Origin of the sequence: Yinghuangia sp. YIM S10712 (genome assembly GCF_051388935.1) — a bacterium.
In the GTDB taxonomy this organism is placed as follows: Bacteria; Actinomycetota; Actinomycetes; order Streptomycetales; family Streptomycetaceae; genus Yinghuangia.
The window spans coordinates 24,736-41,298 of record NZ_JBPKBI010000004.1 but is presented as its reverse complement, the minus strand read 5'-3'; the positions used below and the strand labels follow the sequence as shown (position 1 = coordinate 41,298).

Sequence of the window (16,563 nt, the reverse complement as noted above, 5' to 3'; positions counted from 1 at the left end):
CCCGACCGCGGAACGTGCGACGCCCCTGCCGCGGCCCTCGTGCGGTCCGCGGACCCCTGTGCCCTGTGCCCCGAGTGACCTGCGATGTGACCTGCGAAAGGACCGACCCGTGAACACTCCCGCCCACCGAAGCCTCATCGTCGCGCGCATGCGCCCCGGCTCCGCCGAGCACATCGCCGAGATCTTCGCGTCCTCCGACGCCGGCGAACTGCCCGGACTCGTCGGCGTCACCGGGCGCAGTCTCTTCCGCTTCGGCGACGACCTGTACTTCCACCTGATCGAGGCCGACCGGCCCCCGGAGGCCGCCGTCGCCAGAGTCACCGACCACCCCGAGTTCCGGGCCATCAGCGACCGCCTGTCCGCGCACGTCAGCGCGTACGACCCCGCGACGTGGCGCAGCCCCAAGGACGCCATGGCACACGAGTTCTACCGGTGGGAGAAGCCCGCCGGCCGCTGACCGGCGCTTCCCGCCGAGCCCCCCGACCGCCCCACCGACGCCCGGAGAAACAGATGGTCGAGACCGACGACCGACCGATCGGCCCCGCGGTGGCGCGGGAGCCGGTCACCGACTGGGTGCGCTGCACCCGGTGCTCCGAACTTGTCTACGGCAAGCGCTTCGCCCGCGCGCTGCACGTGTGCCCGGACTGCGGCGGCCACGCGCGCCTGACCGCCCGGCAGCGCCTGGACCAGTTGCTCGACCCCGGTTCGGAGACCGCGCTGGAGCCGGCGCCGACGCCATACGACCCCTTGGACTTCGTCGACTCGCGCCCGTACCGCGAACGCCTCGCCGAGGCTCGTGCCGCCACCGGCATGGCCGACGCGGCGCTCGCGGTCCGCGGACGCATCGAGGGCCATCCGGTGGTGGTCGCCGCGATGGACTTCCGCTTCCTCGGCGGAAGCCTCGGATGCGCGGTCGGCGCGCTGATCGCCCGCGCGGCCGAGGAGAGCCTGCGCGAGCGCGTGCCGCTGCTGATCGTCACCGCGTCGGGCGGCGCACGCATGCAGGAAGGCCCGCTCGCGCTGATGCAGATGGCCAAGACCGCGCAGGCCCTCGCGGAACTCGACGAGGCCGGGATCCTCGTGCTGACGCTCGTCACCGACCCCACGTACGGCGGCGTCGCGGCGTCGTTCGCGACGCTCGCCGACGTGATCCTCATCGAGCCCGGCGCACGCATGGGCTTCGCGGGGCCCCGGGTCATCGAGCAGACCACCGGCGAACGGCTGCCCGAAGGCTTCCAGACCGCCGAGTTCCTGCTCGCCCACGGCATGGTCGACGCCGTCGTGTCACGTGCGCAACTGCGGCGCACCGTCGCGCACTTCCTGCGTGTCGCGCAGGCGGGCCGGGACGGGGCCGACGGCGAGCCGTGGCCCGACGGCGACGGCGAGGACCCCGCGGGCGCCGCCCCGACCGGACCGCCGGGGGCCGCTCGGGCCCGCGACCCGTGGGAGACCGTGCGACTCGCCCGGCACCCGGACCGCCCGTCCGCGCTCGACTACGCCGGCCGCCTGCTGGAGGACTTCCACGAACTCCACGGCGACCGGCTCGCCGCCGACTGCCCCGCGATCGTCGGCGGCTTCGGCCTGCTGGACGGTCGACCGGTCATGCTGATCGGCCACCACAAAGGCGGCGGCGACCTGGACGAGCGCCGCCGCCGCCACTTCGGGATGGCCACGCCCGCCGGATTCCGCAAAGCCGCCCGGCTGATGCGCCTGGCCGCGAAACTCGGCGTCCCGGTGGTCACCCTCGTCGACACCCCGGGCGCGAATCCCGGGCCGGACGCCGAACGCGGCGGCCAGGCCGTCGCGATCGCCGAGAACCTGCGCCTGATGTCGGGCCTGCCAGTGCCCATCGTCGCCGTCGTCACCGGCGAGGGCGGCAGCGGCGGCGCGCTGGCGCTGGCGGTCGCCGACCACGTGCTCATCTCCGAGCGCGGCGTCTACTCGGTCATCAGCCCCGAGGGCTGCGCGGCCATCTTGTGGAAGGACCCGGCCGCCGCGCCGACCGCCGCCGCGGCCCTGCGCATGGGGCCCACCGAACTGTCCGCCCTTGGCGTCGTCGACACGATCGTCCCCGAACCGCCGGACGGCGCGCACACCGGCCCGGGGGAGGCCGCCGCGCTGCTGCGTACCGCGCTGCGGTCGGTCCTCGCCGAACTGCGGCACCTGCCGCCGGACCGCCTGATCCGCGAACGCCGCAACCGCTACCGGGCGTTCGGCACCGCGCCGACGCACGACGGCGAACTCGCCCGCGCGCACCCGGGAGCCGCCTCCTGACTGCTTCCCCCGCCTCACCGGCGAAGGATTCCCGCGGCCACCTGCCGGTTCTCTGCCTCGTTATCGGCTGCCTCGTTCGGGAGGGCTCCCGCACGAGGTCTGACACCGGACTCCACAGACCGACACCGCCGGCCCGGCGACCGGATGTCACCCGATCGGTGCCGACCGACTCGGCACCGACCACAGAACAGGCCGACACCGTCGGCCCGTCGGCCCGGCGGCCGGATGTCACGCGGATCACACGCTTTCAGACCAAGAAGGAGGTCCGATGAGCATGCACAACGGCACGGACGGCCCGGCCGCCCGGGCGGTGTGCCGTTGCGGGCTCTCGAACGGAGAACGCCGCAACGGATCGTCGCCCGCGAGCCACACCGTCCCTCCGGCGCACACCGCGCCCCCGCTGCCCGCGTCGGCCGACGTCACCGCGGCGGCCACGGCGTCCGCCACCGCCGCGCCCGCCGTCGCCGCCGAGCCGGCCGCGCCGCGCATGACCCGGTCGGCGCGGCGCTTCCGCATGGAGGCCGGTGACACGGTGATCGAGAGCGAGTGGGACACCGGGCACGCGGGTGTCGCGGCGCCCCGGCGGGAACTCGCCCCAGCCGCCGAAGCGGTGCCGCAGGCATCGGCCGGCGCCTCCGACGCGCGCGCGGGGGATCAGGGACCACAGGACGCCGCGCGGTACGTGCGCGCCCCGCTGGTCGGCACCTTCTACCACGCCCCGGAAGTGGGCGCCCGGCCGTTCGTCGGCGTCGGCGACGTCGTCCAGCCCGGCCAGACCGTCGGGATCATCGAGGTGATGAAGATGATGAACCCCGTCACAGCCGACGTGGCCGGACGGGTGGTCGAGATGATCGTCGGTGATGCCCGACCGGTCGAATACGACCAGCCGCTGATCGCCCTCGAACCGCTCGGCAGCGGGTGATCGCGTGCTCTCCACCGTGCTCATCGCCAACCGGGGAGAGATCGCCCTGCGCGTCGTGCGGGCCTGCCGCGAGGCCGGGATCCGCAGCGTCGTCGTCTACTCGACGGCCGACCGCGACTCCGCCGCGGTGCGCTGCGCCGACGTCTCCGTGCACATCGGTCCGCCCCCGGCCCGCGCCAGCTACCTCAACATCCCCGCCGTCATCGAGGCCGCCCGCGCGACGGGCGCCGACGCGATCCACCCCGGCTACGGATTCCTCTCCGAGGACCCGGACTTCGCTGAAATCTGCGCGGCACACGGCATCACCTTCATCGGCCCGCCGCCGGAGGTGATGCAGCGCCTCGGCGACAAGTCCGAGGCCCGCGCGGCCATGGCCGAGGCCGGCCTGCCGGTGCTGCCCGGCAGCGCCGGCCCCCTCGCGTCGGCCGGCGAGGCCGCCGAGACCGCCGCCCGCATCGGCTACCCGGTCATCCTCAAGGCGGTCGCGGGCGGCGGCGGACGCGGCATGCAGGTCGTGCGCGACCCGGACCGGCTCGCCGCGGCGTATGCGGAGACCCGCGCCCACGCGCGAGCGGTGTTCGGCGACGAACGGGTCTACATGGAACGCTTCGTCGACCGCGCCCGGCACGTCGAGGTCCAGGTGCTGTGCGACGCGTACGGCGCCGGCGTCCACCTCGGCGAACGCGACTGCTCCGTGCAGCGGCGCCACCAAAAGCTCATCGAGGAGGCCCCCGCCCCCGGCCTCGCGCCTCATGTTCGCGAGGCCATGTGCGATGCCGCGCTGCGCGGCGCCCGTGCGGTCGGCTATGTCGGGGCCGGAACGTTCGAGTTCGTGGTGTCGCCCGAGCAGGAGTTCCACCTCATGGAGGTCAACTGCCGCCTCCAGGTCGAACACCCGGTCACCGAGATGGTCACCGGAATCGACATCGTGCAGCAGCAACTCCGCATCGCCGCGGGCGAACCGCTCGCTCTGCGGCAGGAGGACGTGACCGTGCGCGGCAGTGCCATCGAATGCCGCGTCAACGCCGAGGACCCGGCCCGCGACTTCGTCCCGACGCCCGGAACGCTCGACGAATTCGTGCCGCCCGGGGGCCCTTTCGTACGCGTCGACACCCACGCCCATCCCGGCTGGCGGATCGGCCCCGACTACGACTCGCTGCTCGCCAAGACGATCGCGTGGGCCCCCGACCGCGACCAGGCCCGCACGCGCGCCGACCGGGCGCTCGCCGAGCTCCGGGTCGAGGGCCGCGGCGTCCACACCACCGCGGCCTTCCTGCGCCACGTCATGTCCCACCCCGAATTCACCGCGGCCACGCACGACACCGGGCTCGTCGCCAAGGTGCTCGCGGCCGACGGCGACACATCCCCCGAACGCCAAGAGAAGACGGAACGCACGCCATGCTCCAGCACGCTCCCCGCCCTCACGGCCGCCCCGGCGCCGACGCTGTCCGAGCCGGCCGCCACGGCACCCGCCGCACACTGACCGGCGGCCTGCTCGCCGCCGCGGTCGCGGTGGCCGGCAGCGGGGCCCTGACAGCTCCGGCACACGCCGCACCCACCGTGCACGTCGTCCAGCCCGGCGAGTCGGTGCAAGCGGCGGTGGACGCCGCCGCCCCCGGTGACATCATCGAACTCGCCGCAGGCACCCACCCCGGCAGTGTGCTCATCACCAAGGACAACCTGACGCTGCGCGGCCCCCGCAACGCGCAGGCCGTCGTGACCCCGGGCGGCCCCGAGGCGGCCCACGCGTGCGCCGTCGAGGGTTACGGCGTCTGCGCGTTCGGCACCCCCGAACGCCGGGTCGCGGGCGTGCACATCGAGACGCTCACCGTCAGCGGGTTCACCAAGACCGGCGTGATGGGGCGGTACGCGGACGGTCTCACGGTCGCCGGCGTGCGGTCCTCGGCCAACGGTGAACACGGCATCGGTCAGGAGTTCTCCGTACGCGGTACCTTCGCCGGCAACATGACCGAGGACAACGCCCAGTCCGGCCTGTTCGTCGGCGACGAACTCGAAGGCACCGGAACCCGGATCGCGGCCAACCACTCCGCCGGGAACCGCATCGGCGTCCACGTCCGGCGCGGCATCCACACCGCGATCGAGGCCAACCACCTGACCGGCAACTGCGCCGGCGTGTTCGTCGTCGGCGACGAAACCCGGCCCGTCGCCGGGGACTTGGACATCACCGGCAACACGATGGCGGCCAACAACCTCTATTGCCCCGGCAACGACCGCATCGCGCACATCCAGGGCTCGGGGGTCGTGCTGACCGGTGCGCAGGGCGTGCGGATCTCGGGCAACCAGATCGTCGACAACGTCGGCGACTCGCCGATGTCCGGCGGCGTCGTGATGGTCCCGACCTTCCGCGGCGTGGGCAACGCGTCCCACGAGGTGACCGGCAACATTGTGCTCGGCAACGGAGCCGCGGACATCGCCGAGCGCGACCCGCTGGGCGGCGACAACTCCTACGCGTTCAACGTGTGCGGGGCGTCCGAGCCGGAGGGCCTGTGCTGATCTGACCGACGCCGCGCGCGGCCGTCGCCACCGAACTCGGTGGCGACGGCCGTGTGTTGCAGGGGGAACAAGCCGGTCCGAGCACGCGGTCGGCGGCACCGGTCGCGCGGTTCGTTCGGCGGCGGGTTCGCGGCCCTGCCGGTGGGCGACGCGTCGTCCGCGGCGACGGACCGGGCACGGGATGCAAGGGCAACACGGACGACAACACGAAGGCCGCCGCGGTGTCGCGGCGGCCTTCGTGAATTACCGGCCCCGGATCCGGATGTGACGGCGAGTCACATCGTGGTCTCGGCCTCCAGCCCCGTGGGCTCCGGCACGAAGTCCGGGGTGGTCTGCTTCGGTTGGGCCGCAGAGCGGGACTCGATCATCATGCCCAGGCCGTCGATGACGCAGTGCGCCGGATCGGCGGCCGAGTGGACCGGCACCCCGGTGTCGTCGCGCAGCGCCTGCGTGAGACCCGGCAGGAACGCGGCGCCGCCCATCACGGTCAGGCCCCGCTCGGCGAGGTCGGCCACCAGGTCGGGCGGGCAGCGCCGCAGCGCGCGCCCGACACTGTCGCGGAGCAGCGAGTACGGGCCCTGGATCACGCGGTGGACGTCCGCCGTGTCGACGTGCACCGTACGCGGCAGCCCGGTGATCGCGTCGATTCCCGTCACCGGGATCTGGCCCTCCAACGGGGCGTCGGCCAACCGCCGGTACAGGTCGTGCAGGACCGTACCGGTCGCCGTGATGCCGAACATGTGGCGGACGAACGCCTCGATGGCGTGGTCGATGTTGCGGGCGCCGAACGCCGTGTCGACCGACGTCACCACGTGGCCCATCGACAGCACCGCGACCTGAGTGGTGGCCGTACCGCACAGCATGATCAGCACCGCCCCCGGTGAGCGCACCGGAAGATGGGCGCCCGTGGCCGCCGCCACCGCCGTGTCGACGATGACGCTGCGCCGGAAACCGGCTTCGCGCAGTGTGGTCTCCAGCGCGGCCCGGGCCACCGGCCCCGCGCCGTGCGGCAGGCTCGACGCGACGACTGAGCCGAACGTGCGGTGCCACCGCCCGGTCACCGGCTTGAGCAGTTCCTCCAGCATGGCCTTGGCCAGCTCGGTGTCCTGGATCATGCCGTCCGCGACCGGGCAGCGGACGATGACGTTGCCCGGCGTGCGGTCCTGCATGTGCCGGGCTGTTTCGCCGACGGCCACGAGCGACCGCGACTTCGTGTCGACCGCGGCGAGGCTGGGTTCGTCCACCACCACGCCGCTGCCTCGGATGTGGATGCGGGTGCGGGTCGAGCCGAGGTCGACGGCCACGCCGCAATGGCTGAGTTGTGCGGAGCGCGTACGCATGACAGTCCTCCGGGGGCCAAGGGTTCGCCCGAGCGGTGCGGCGACGGCCGGAACGGGTCGAATCTCATTCTTCGCCCAGGTTTGCGAGGGCGCCCTGTGAGTGGTCCGGGCGGGTGAGTCAGACGGTGCCGGCCGGTCACACGGTGAGGAGGCGTCCCGCGGCGAGGAGGAGTACGGAAGTGAGCGCGGCGGTGAGCACGACGGCCGTCACGGAGACCAGACGGCAGCGCAGGCGGCGGTAGCGCTCCTCGTATTCGGCGCGGAGTTGGTCGGCCCGGTCGCAGATGTGCCGGACCGTGGCGCGGGCCATGTCGGTGTGGGCTGTCGCGAGCACGCGTACGAGGTCCTCCCGCTCGGCCGCGCTCAGCCACGGGAGGCGGTCGGCGATGGCCTGCGCGTGGTGGTGCGCCGCCGCGAGCCGGCCTTGCCAGTACAGGTAGCCGTCGAGGGCGGCCAGGCCGTCGCGCACCTCGTCGTCGCCGCTCACGACCAGCGGTCGCCTTCGGCGGCGAGGGCGTCGCGCCGGGTGCCCGACAACTGTTCCACGGCGACGATTTCGGGATGGTGGAGGTCGAACGCCGGTGATTCGGAGCGGATGGTCGGCACCGAGGTGAAGTTGTGCCGCGGCGGCGGGCACGAAGTCGCCCATTCGAGTGAACGGCCGAAGCCCCACGGGTCGTCGGTGGTGACCTTTCTGCCGTACTTGTGTGTCTTCCACACGTTGTAGAAGAACGGCAGCACCGACAGGCCCAGCAGGAACGAGCCGATGGTCGACACCATGTTGAGTGGGGTGTAGCCGTCGGAGGTGAGGTAGTCGGCGTAGCGGCGCGGCATGCCCTCGGCGCCCAGCCAGTGCTGGACGAGGAAGGTGGTGTGGAAGCCGACGAACAGCGTCCAGAAGGTGATCTTCCCGAGGCGTTCGTCGAGGATCTTGCCGGTCAGCTTGGGCCACCAGAAGTGGAATCCGGCGAACATCGCGAAGACGACGGTGCCGAAGACGACGTAGTGGAAGTGCGCGACGACGAAGTACGTGTCGGTGACGTGGAAGTCCAGCGGCGGCGACGCCAGGATGACGCCGGTCAGACCACCGAAGAGGAACGTGACCAGGAACCCGATCGACCACAGCATCGGTGTCTCGAAGGACAGCGAGCCGCGCCACATCGTGCCGATCCAGTTGAAGAACTTCACACCGGTGGGGATGGCGATGAGGAACGTCATGAACGAGAAGAACGGCAGCAGCACCGACCCGGTGGGGAACATGTGGTGCGCCCAGACGGTGACCGACAGGCCCGCGATCGCGATCGTCGCGCCGATCAGGCCCTTGTAGCCGAAGATCGGTTTGCGGGCGAACACCGGGATGACCTCGGTGACGATGCCGAAGAACGGCAGCGCGATGATGTACACCTCGGGGTGCCCGAAGAACCAGAACAGGTGCTGCCACAGGATCGGCCCGCCGTTGGCCGGGTCGAAGATGTGTGCGCCGAATTTGCGGTCGGCCTCCAGGCACAGCAGCGCCCCGGCGAGGACCGGGAACGCCATCAGCACGAGCACGGACGTCAGCAGGACGTTCCAGCAGAAGATCGGCATCCGGAACATCGTCATGCCGGGCGCGCGCATCGCGGTGATGGTCGTGATGAAGTTGACCGCGCCGATGATGGTGCCGAAGCCGGACATCGCCAGGCCCATGATCCACATGTCGGCGCCGATGCCGGGGGACCGTACGGCGTCGTTGAGCGGGGCATAGGCGAACCAGCCGAAGTCGGCCGCGCCTTGCGGGGTGAGGAACCCGGCGACCGCGATGATCGAGCCGAACAGGTACAGCCAGTACGCCAGCATGTTCAGGCGGGGGAACGCCACGTCGGGCGCCCCGATCTGGAGCGGCATGATCGCGTTGGTGAACCCGGCGAACAGCGGCGTCGCGAACATCAGCAGCATGATCGTGCCGTGCATCGTGAACGACTGGTTGTACTGCTCGTTCGACATGATCTGCGTACCCGGGCGGGCCAACTCGGCGCGCATGAACAGCGCGAGCAGGCCGCCGAGGATGAAGAACGCGAACGACGTGACCAGATAAAGGTTGCCGATGGTCTTGTGGTCGGTCGTGGTCATCCACTTCACGACCTGGTTGCCGGGCACCTTGGCGCGCGGCTGTGCGGGGTGGTGCGCGGTGGTGACGTAATCCGCCGTACCGGCCTCAGCGCTCATCGTCGACGTTCCTCGCGGTTTCGGGAGCTCCGGCGAAGCCGCGGGCGCGGCGGACGCCGGTGTTCAGCGCATCGTCGCGAAACTGCGCCGGGCGGGTGGCCGCGACACGTAACCCGTTCGGGGGCTTTCGAGGTCGTTCGAGGTCTTTCGCGTGCCGGTGTACGGCAACCGGGTGAGAGGCGGTGGTCCCGGTGTCAGCCGGCCGCGGCGGAACCCGCCGGCACCTGGCAGAAGGTTTCGATGAGTTCCTGCATGTCGCGGACGCGCGGGTCGCGGATCCAGGCGGGGCGCCGGAGTTCGGCGTGGACGCGCGCGGCGGACAGGACGACCGGCAAGGTACGGCGGACTGGCTCCAGGGCGAGCAGTTCGTCCAACGCGGCGCGGACGCCGTCGAGGCTCTCCCGCCGGGCGTGGGCGAGAGCGAGTACCGCGGTCGCCGCGGCGGCTTCCGGGCTCATGGGGGCGTCGGCGGCCGGAGCCGGCGGATCTGCCGGGTCGGTCGGGTCCGGCAGGAGCTCGGCCCGGTTTGCGGCGTCGGCGTCGCGGAACAGCCGGATCGCGGTGAGCGCGCACTCCGCGGCCGTGCGGGCACCGCCGGCGATGTGGACGCGGGTCTCCGCCTCGAAGTACGCGCGGCGGGCTTCGTCGAAGTGCAACAGCCCGCCCAGCGCGTCCAGTTCGTCAGGGTCCGTGGTCGCTGCGGCATCGGCGGCGCGCAGGGCGTCCGACGCGGCCATGCCGTCGCCCAGCAGCGCGTGCGAGCGTGCTTCGACGGCCTTGAGCATGGCGAGGCCGGTGCCGGCGGCATGTTCGGAGATGCCGCCGAGGCGCGCGTACCGGAGTGCTTCGTGGGGCCAACCCGCCCAGTACGCGGCGAGTGATTGCAGGGCCCGCTGGCGGATGCGGGCGCCGTGCGCACCGGCGCGGTCGGCGTAGATGAGTGCCGCGTCGGCCTGCGCGACCGCGGCTCTCGGGTCGCCGAGGTCGAGATAGGTGCGGGCGACCAGGTCCGAGGCGAGAGAGGCACCGAGGGCGGCTTCGGCCGCGTCGGGGCCTGCGGCTTCCTGCTCGGCTGCGATGTGCTCGGCGTGCAGCCGGTGGATGTCCGGCAGCAGGTCGACCGGGGCCGCCGCCGGGTAGCGCCGGATGAGCGCGGGCAGGCCCGGACCGGAACGGGCTTGGGGGCCCGAGCCGTTGCGCGACAAGGGCAGCGATGCGTGAGGCATGGGAACTCGTTCGGTAGGCCGGCGCGCCGGGGGAGGGGGTGCGGGCAGAGGCGTGACAACTCTTGCGTGCCGCGATGGCCGCGGGAAGGCCGCACCGGGTAACCGACCCGGGTTATCGGCCGGTAGCTTTCGCTGCCGCAGGTGTGGGGCGGCCCGTTGAGGCGGTCTCGACGGCCGCCGGTCGGGGTCGCAGCCGGGCAGGGTGCGGTGCGGCCCATAGGGTACGACCCGGCCCGGGCCCCGGCAGGGGCGTCGAATGCCCCTGCCGGAAGCGCGAGTCGTACCGGCGTATGGGAGCCGGTCTCGGTGAGTCGGTGAGTCGGTGAGTCGGCGAGTCGGCGAGTCGGCGAGTCGGGTGTGCCGGGCGTCGGCGCGGTCAGGCGGCGTCGGTGGCGTGTTCGGCGGCCGGACGGGAGGGCCCGAAGGTGCAGGTCTTGTCGGTGAGCATGTCGACCACGGCAGGCAGGCCCCGGCGGCGGCCGACGCCGCGCTGGGCTCGGGCCCAGGAGCCGGCGCGCAGTACGTTGTCGACGGTCTGCACGACGCCGTCCCAGTCTTCGTACCACCGCAGTTCGTCGGCGACCAGGGCCATGAGCCTGCGGACCACGGTGCCGGCGCGGGCCCGGGTCAGCGTGCTCGGGTCCACGAGGTCGCCTTCCAGGCCGGAGCGGGCCGCCCGCCAGGTCGCCGTGCGCAGCAGTGGTTCGGGGAGCGGCGGCGGTTCGTGCCCGGCGTGCACGGCATTGGTTCCGCGGCGCACCAGGGCGCGGAACAGAGCGGCGATCAGCAGCACGCCGTCGATGTCGGGGATCGCGTCGCACACCCGCAGCTCCAGGGTCGGCACATGTGCCGACAGGCGGATGTCGTGGTAGACCATGCCGGGATCGGAGATCACCCCGGAACCGATCAGGCCTGAAACCATGGCGTCGTATTCGGACGCCGAGCGGCATCTTGGCATCGGGCCCGCCGTCGGCCAGCGGTGCCACAGCATGGTCCGCCAGCTCGCGTAGCCGGTGTCCGTCCCCAGCCAGTAGGGGGACCCCGCCGACAGCGCGAGCAGCACGGGCACCCAGGGCGAAATCCAGGCCGTCGCGGCGGCGGCCACGTCGCGGTCCTCGATGCCGACGTGCACGTGCAGGCCGCAGATGAGCTGTTCGTCGGCCAACCGTGCGTAGGCGTGGTCGATTTCGGCGTACCGGGCGCCCGGGGTCGTGGCGGCGTCCTCCACGCGCGTAAGCGGCGCTGTGCCGGCGGCCATGGGCACCAGACCGCGCCGCGCCGCGGCCTGCCGCACGAGAGTCCGGCTTTGGACCAGATCGTCGCGCAGGCTGTCGAGATCGGTGTGCGGGTTGCTGTTCGTCTCGACGGTCGTGGCCTTCGACTCGGCCGTGAACCTGTGCGTCGGCAGCAGTTCGAGGACCGATGCCGCACCGGACGTGAGTTGCCTTGTGTGCCGGTCGACGAGATGAAACTCTTCCTCTACCCCCACCGTGGTCATCCGGTCGTCTCCTCGCTTCTTGTAACAGTTCGAGGATTATGAGATCCGTGATGAAGCGCTCATAAGGCCACAGTGGTTAACCGTGAACGGTTAACTCGCGCGTACGCAGGGACAACTCGTCGGCGAACAGCGCATATCGGCGTGGGCAACCGGCCGGTGCCCCGTTGGGCGTACCGATACCGCCGGGCCGTTGTGCGGCGGTCGGCGCGGCAAAAGCACCCCGGCTGCCGGGAGTTCGGTGTGGGACGACGAACTGCGCAATGGCGCGAATTGGTCCGGGGCACGGCGGTTCGGGAGTCCTTCCCCGTGCGATCGACACGCGTGGTTTGAGGAGTGAGTGGTCGCCCGCAGTTCGCCGTGCCCGCCGGGCTGACGTTCAGGGTGCGCTCGGCGTGCGTGGCGTGACGCGGTAACCGCCGTGCCCACGCATCGGGCGGCCGGGGCCTGCCCACGCGGGTTTCGTGGCGTGCGCGCTTCTCCTTTTGCGACCCGCCTCGGCCGGGGCTGTACTGGAAGGCGGGACCAAGGGAGTGCGACATGACCGATCACGTTTACCGGGTGACGGAGATCGTGGGCTCGTCCCACGAAGGCGTGGACGACGCGATCCGCAACGCCCTTGCACGAGCGTCGCGGACGGTGCGGCACCTCGACTGGTTCGAGGTCACCCAGATCCGCGGTCAGATCGAGAACGGCGTCGTGGAGCACTTCCAAGTCGGCCTGAAGGTCGGGTTCCGCTTGGAGGAGTGAACCGGCCCGACGACGGCGTCGGTTGGGCATGTCGGCGGCGCACGAAGGCGGTTCGGCCCCTAGGCTGGGCCGATATGCGACGTGCGATGGTTTCGGGTGTGGCGGCGCTGGTGCTGATGGCCCCGGTGGCAGGCTGTACTTCCTCGGATGGGTCGTCGGATTCGGCGCGGGAGGCGGCGGCGTCAGGGACGCAATCGCCTTCGGGCGCCGCGTCGGACGCGGAGACGTCCGCCGCGCCCAGCGCGTCGTCGGCTCCGGCGGCGGCGGACGGTACGAACGTCGAGGCGTGCCGGGACGGAAGCTGCCAGATCCTCGTGACCGGTCCGCTCACCGTTCCTCTGGACGGCGCCTACCTCGGCGATATTTCGCTCAGCCTCGAAAACGACCTCTTGGCGTACGAGGCGGCCCCTGCGCCCGGCAGCTCGCTCGGCGGCAGCATCGGCGTCGGGTGTGCGGTGCTGATTCGGGTCCACGGCACCGGCGGCAGATCCAGCAGCGGTTGCGGTCCCAACGCCACGTTCCCCGCCGATGTGAAGGGCGTGGTGCTGCGCGCGTCGCAAGGCAGCGGCGGCGTCATCGCGGACATCGGCACCATGCGGTGACACGTCGATCCATCAAGGGAGTTCGTGCGGGTGGGGCGAAGGGCCATCCGGGGCGCGGTGCGGCTGCCGGGCCGAAAGAGGCTCAGAGGCGGGGGCGTTGGCGGGGACGTCGGCGAACTGCACGGTGAGCGCGGTCCGTTTCAGGGGGCTCGGCCGGGAACCGGGCAGGCTGTCTCGCTCATCGGCCTGCGCGATGCCGGATTCCCGGGCTGGTGCGACGCCCTTCGGATGGCCCGCGAACTGACTTCTGCGCGCGGCCAGTTGCGTGTGCATGGCCGCAGCGACGGCAGCGGCTGCCGGTTCGAGTCACACAGGGTGCGGCGTGTTGGTGAGGAGGGCCAACTGCGGTCGACCGTGTCGCAATGCGTCGTCGCCGCCGCGCAGCGGCGTTCGGTCCGACGAGCGACGCCTGCGCCCGTCGCCTTCTTCGCCGACCCGGACTCACGCGGCGGTCCACCCGCGTTGCCCGCCATGGCCGCCGTGCCCCTGGTGCGTGCTGTGCCCGCCGTGCCGGTGATGCCCGCTGTCCCCGCCGTGCCCGCCGTGCCCGCCGCTCCGGTGTTCCGCTTCGCCCGGATACCCGGGGGCGCTCTTGCCGTGAGTCCTGCGGGCGCTTTCGCGCGGGACTGACGCGGTGGGTGCGCCCCGCATCCTTTGGTGCCGCGGAGGTTCGGTCGTCTGACCGGCCCTGCCGGGCGCCGTGTGCCCTGGTGATCCTGCGCCGCCGCGTGTCGACCGCTGTGCGGGGGCGGGTCACTGCGACCACCCCCGCCTGCCCTGGAGTCCGCATGCCCGAATCCGCTGTACGTCGCCCGGCCGGTGGCGTGAAATCGATTGTTCTCTGGACCGCCGTCTCACTCGCCGGGGCGGTCGCGTGGGGGGTGCTGGCCCTGGGACGCGGCGAGGAGATCTCGGCCGTGTGGCTGGTCTTTGCCGCGCTGGCCTCGTACGCGATCGCCTATCGCTACTACGCGCGGTTCATCGCCCGGCGTGTTCTCGCGGTCGACGACACCCGTGCCACACCGGCCGAGCGGCTGGACGACGGCATCGATTTCCAGCCGACCGACCGCCGGGTTCTGCTCGGTCACCATTTCGCCGCGATCGCCGGGGCCGGGCCGCTTGTCGGGCCCGTGCTCGCGGCCCAGATGGGATACCTGCCGGGCACCGTCTGGATCATCGTCGGGGTGGTCTTCGCGGGGGCCGTGCAGGACATGGTGGTGCTCTTCCTGTCGATGCGCCGGGACGGCAAGAGCCTCGGCCAGATGGCCCGCGACGAGATCGGCAGAGTGGGCGGGACCGCCGCGCTGGCAGCGGTGTTCGCGATCATGGTCATCCTGCTCGCGGTACTGGCGCTGGTGGTGGTCAACGCGCTGGCCGAGTCGCCCTGGGGGACGTTCTCCGTCACGATGACCATCCCCATCGCGCTGTTCATGGGCGCGTACCTGCGGTTTCTGCGTCCCGGACGGGTGGTCGAGGCCAGTGTCATCGGCGTCGCGCTGCTGCTGCTCGCCCTCGTGGCCGGCGGCCGGGTGGAGAATTCGGCGCGGCTCGCGGACGCCTTCACGTGGAGCCCCGAGACGCTGGTGTTCTGCCTGATCGCGTACGGCTTCGTCGCGTCGGTGCTGCCGGTGTGGCTGCTCCTCGCACCGCGTGACTATCTCTCGACGTTCATGAAAGTCGGCACGATCGTCCTGCTCGCGGTCGGCGTGCTCGTCTCGGCGCCGACGTTGCGGACCGACGCGGTGAGTTCGTTCGCGGGCTCCGGCAGTGGTCCGGTGTTCGCGGGGGCGCTGTTCCCGTTCCTGTTCATCACGATCGCGTGCGGCGCCTTGTCCGGCTTCCACGCGCTCGTCGCGTCGGGCACCACACCGAAGTTGATCCGCAAGGAGTCGCAGGTCCGGCTCATCGGCTACGGGGCCATGCTGATGGAGTCGTTCGTCGCGATCATGGCACTCGCCGCCGCGTGCGTCATCGACCCCGGCCTCTACTACGCCATGAACATGCCCGCCGGGGCGCTGGGTTCCACGGTGGAGAGCGCGTCACAGACGGTCGCAGGCCTGGGGTTCACCATCACCCCGGACCAACTGCGCGCGGCGGCGCACGCGGTGGAGGAGTCCACGCTCATCGCCCGCACCGGCGGCGCGCCGACGCTCGCCGTCGGGATGTCGGAGATCTTCTCCGGCGTGTTCGGCGGAGAGGGCATGAAGGCGTTCTGGTACCACTTCGCGATCATGTTCGAGGCGCTGTTCATCCTGACCACCGTGGACGCCGGAACCCGCGTCGGCCGCTTCATGCTCCAGGACACGCTCGGCAACGTCTGGAAGCCGATGGGCCGCATCGGCTGGCAGCCCGGGATCTGGATCAGCAGCGCCTTGGTCGTCCTGTGCTGGGGCTACTTCCTGCACGCCGGCGTGACCGATCCGCTCGGCGGCATCAACCAGCTCTTTCCGCTGTTCGGCATCGCGAACCAGTTGCTCGCCGCGATCGCGCTGACCGTGGCCACCACGATCCTCGTCAAGACCGGCCGGCTGCGCTGGGCGTGGGTGACCGGAGTGCCCCTGGCGTGGGACCTCGCGGTCACCTACACCGCCGGGTGGCAGAAGATCTTCTCCGACGACCCGCGCGTCGGCTTCTTCGCCCAGCGCGCGCGGTACGCGGACGCCGTCGACGACGGCAGGATTCTCGGTCCGGCGACCAGCATGGACGAGATGCACACGGTCGTCCGCAACAGCACCGTGGACGGTGTTCTCATCGCGGTGTTCCTGCTCCTCGTGGCCGTGGTCGTGCTCAACGCGGCGGTGGTCGGCGTGCGGGCCGTCCGCTCCGCGACACCCGTGCCGACGACCGAGGTGCCGTACGTGAAATCGGTCCTCGACCTGCCCGCGCCCGACCCGCGCCCCCGCGCGGCCGATGTCGTGGGTGCCGGGCGCTCCGGCGACGCCTCGGACCGCCTGTGACCGGTTCACGGGCACGGTTCGCGGTACGGCGCCTGCTGCGCGGCATCCGGTGGTACCTGCACGAGATCTCCGGGGACGCCGCGTACGAACGCTATTGCGCGCGGCACCTCCGCGAGCACCCGGACCGCCCGGCCCCGAGCCGCCGCGACTACGAGCGCCACCGCAGCAGACACCGGGAACACAACCCCGCATCACGGTGCTGCTGACCCGCTGACCCGCTGACCTGGGCAAACGCGGCCGAGGGCGCGGTCGCCCCGGCGGGAGGAGAATGGGGTGAT

14 protein-coding genes are annotated in these 16,563 nt (G+C 71.7%); 9 read left to right on the top strand and 5 right to left on the bottom strand.

Features of this window, described 5'->3' with window-relative positions:
- Positions 1–109: 109 nt before the first annotated feature.
- The 5 genes from ACRX5W_RS12210 to ACRX5W_RS12190 all read left to right on the top strand — a co-directional run bounded on the left by ACRX5W_RS12210 (position 110) and on the right by ACRX5W_RS12190 (position 5,710).
- A complete protein-coding gene (locus tag ACRX5W_RS12210; protein WP_436788088.1) occupies positions 110–457 on the top strand; it encodes a TcmI family type II polyketide cyclase in 348 nt (115 codons plus the stop codon).
- 53 nt (positions 458–510) lie between these two features.
- Positions 511–2,274, top strand: coding sequence for an acetyl-CoA carboxylase, carboxyltransferase subunit beta (accD, locus tag ACRX5W_RS12205; protein ID WP_436788087.1), 1,764 nt, complete (start codon positions 511–513; stop codon positions 2,272–2,274).
- Positions 2,275–2,542: 268 nt separating this feature from the next.
- A complete protein-coding gene (locus tag ACRX5W_RS12200; protein WP_436788086.1) occupies positions 2,543–3,196 on the top strand; it encodes an acetyl-CoA carboxylase biotin carboxyl carrier protein in 654 nt (217 codons plus the stop codon).
- A 4-nt stretch (positions 3,197–3,200) separates the two neighbouring features.
- Positions 3,201–4,679: an acetyl-CoA carboxylase biotin carboxylase subunit gene (locus ACRX5W_RS12195; RefSeq protein WP_436788085.1), complete on the top strand. Its 1,479-nt coding sequence runs from the start codon at positions 3,201–3,203 to the stop codon at positions 4,677–4,679.
- Positions 4,595–5,710, top strand: a complete 1,116-nt coding sequence (locus ACRX5W_RS12190) for a NosD domain-containing protein (RefSeq protein WP_436788084.1) — start codon at positions 4,595–4,597, stop codon at positions 5,708–5,710. The genes ACRX5W_RS12195 and ACRX5W_RS12190 overlap by 85 nt, the downstream gene beginning before the upstream one ends.
- 275 nt (positions 5,711–5,985) lie before the next feature.
- Here ACRX5W_RS12190 and ACRX5W_RS12185 read toward each other — a convergent pair whose 3' ends face one another.
- From ACRX5W_RS12185 to ACRX5W_RS12165, 5 genes are all read right to left on the bottom strand, one after another.
- Positions 5,986–7,050: a rod shape-determining protein gene (locus ACRX5W_RS12185; protein WP_436788083.1), complete on the bottom strand. Its 1,065-nt coding sequence runs from the start codon at positions 7,048–7,050 to the stop codon at positions 5,986–5,988.
- A gap of 136 nt (positions 7,051–7,186) precedes the next feature.
- Positions 7,187–7,537: a hypothetical protein gene (locus ACRX5W_RS12180; protein ID WP_436788082.1), complete on the bottom strand. Its 351-nt coding sequence runs from the start codon at positions 7,535–7,537 to the stop codon at positions 7,187–7,189.
- Positions 7,534–9,255, bottom strand: coding sequence for an aa3-type cytochrome oxidase subunit I (gene ctaD, locus ACRX5W_RS12175; protein ID WP_436788081.1), 1,722 nt, complete (start codon positions 9,253–9,255; stop codon positions 7,534–7,536). Before ctaD ends, ACRX5W_RS12180 begins: the two co-directional genes overlap by 4 nt.
- 194 nt (positions 9,256–9,449) lie before the next feature.
- Positions 9,450–10,481 carry a hypothetical protein gene (locus tag ACRX5W_RS12170; protein ID WP_436788080.1) on the bottom strand — a complete coding sequence of 344 codons (1,032 nt, stop codon included), beginning with the start codon at positions 10,479–10,481 and terminating at the stop codon, positions 9,450–9,452.
- Positions 10,482–10,857: 376 nt separating this feature from the next.
- Entirely contained in the window at positions 10,858–11,979 is a 1,122-nt protein-coding gene (locus ACRX5W_RS12165; protein ID WP_436788079.1) for a carboxylate-amine ligase, read from the bottom strand.
- A 537-nt stretch (positions 11,980–12,516) separates the two neighbouring features.
- On the opposite strand from ACRX5W_RS12165, the gene ACRX5W_RS12160 reads away from it, so the two are divergent.
- The 4 genes from ACRX5W_RS12160 (at position 12,517) to ACRX5W_RS12145 (ending at position 16,491) form a co-directional block, all read left to right on the top strand.
- The gene (locus tag ACRX5W_RS12160) at positions 12,517–12,726 is read left to right on the top strand and encodes a dodecin (protein ID WP_436788078.1); all 210 of its coding nucleotides are present in this window, start codon (positions 12,517–12,519) and stop codon (positions 12,724–12,726) included.
- Positions 12,727–12,800: 74 nt separating this feature from the next.
- Positions 12,801–13,328 carry a hypothetical protein gene (locus tag ACRX5W_RS12155; RefSeq protein ID WP_436788077.1) on the top strand — a complete coding sequence of 176 codons (528 nt, stop codon included), beginning with the start codon at positions 12,801–12,803 and terminating at the stop codon, positions 13,326–13,328.
- Between the two features lie 788 nt (positions 13,329–14,116).
- Entirely contained in the window at positions 14,117–16,285 is a 2,169-nt protein-coding gene (locus ACRX5W_RS12150; protein WP_436788076.1) for a carbon starvation CstA family protein, read from the top strand.
- A complete protein-coding gene (locus ACRX5W_RS12145) occupies positions 16,282–16,491 on the top strand; it encodes a YbdD/YjiX family protein (protein ID WP_436788075.1) in 210 nt (69 codons plus the stop codon). The genes ACRX5W_RS12150 and ACRX5W_RS12145 overlap by 4 nt, the downstream gene beginning before the upstream one ends.
- Positions 16,492–16,563: the final 72 nt, after the last annotated feature.

What these genes read in the sequence shown, in the direction of transcription:
- accD (WP_436788087.1), top strand. Translation starts at nt 511, where the DNA reads ATGGTCGAGACCGACGACCGACCGATCGGCCCCGCGGTGGCGCGGGAG.
- ACRX5W_RS12200 (WP_436788086.1), top strand. Translation starts at nt 2,543, where the DNA reads ATGAGCATGCACAACGGCACGGACGGCCCGGCCGCCCGGGCGGTGTGC.
- ACRX5W_RS12190 (WP_436788084.1), top strand. Translation starts at nt 4,595, where the DNA reads ATGCTCCAGCACGCTCCCCGCCCTCACGGCCGCCCCGGCGCCGACGCT.
- ACRX5W_RS12185 (WP_436788083.1), bottom strand. Translation starts at nt 7,050, where the DNA reads ATGCGTACGCGCTCCGCACAACTCAGCCATTGCGGCGTGGCCGTCGAC.
- ctaD (WP_436788081.1), bottom strand. Translation starts at nt 9,255, where the DNA reads ATGAGCGCTGAGGCCGGTACGGCGGATTACGTCACCACCGCGCACCAC.
- ACRX5W_RS12170 (WP_436788080.1), bottom strand. Translation starts at nt 10,481, where the DNA reads ATGCCTCACGCATCGCTGCCCTTGTCGCGCAACGGCTCGGGCCCCCAA.
- ACRX5W_RS12165 (WP_436788079.1), bottom strand. Translation starts at nt 11,979, where the DNA reads ATGACCACGGTGGGGGTAGAGGAAGAGTTTCATCTCGTCGACCGGCAC.
- ACRX5W_RS12160 (WP_436788078.1), top strand. Translation starts at nt 12,517, where the DNA reads ATGACCGATCACGTTTACCGGGTGACGGAGATCGTGGGCTCGTCCCAC.
- ACRX5W_RS12155 (WP_436788077.1), top strand. Translation starts at nt 12,801, where the DNA reads ATGCGACGTGCGATGGTTTCGGGTGTGGCGGCGCTGGTGCTGATGGCC.
- ACRX5W_RS12150 (WP_436788076.1), top strand. Translation starts at nt 14,117, where the DNA reads ATGCCCGAATCCGCTGTACGTCGCCCGGCCGGTGGCGTGAAATCGATT.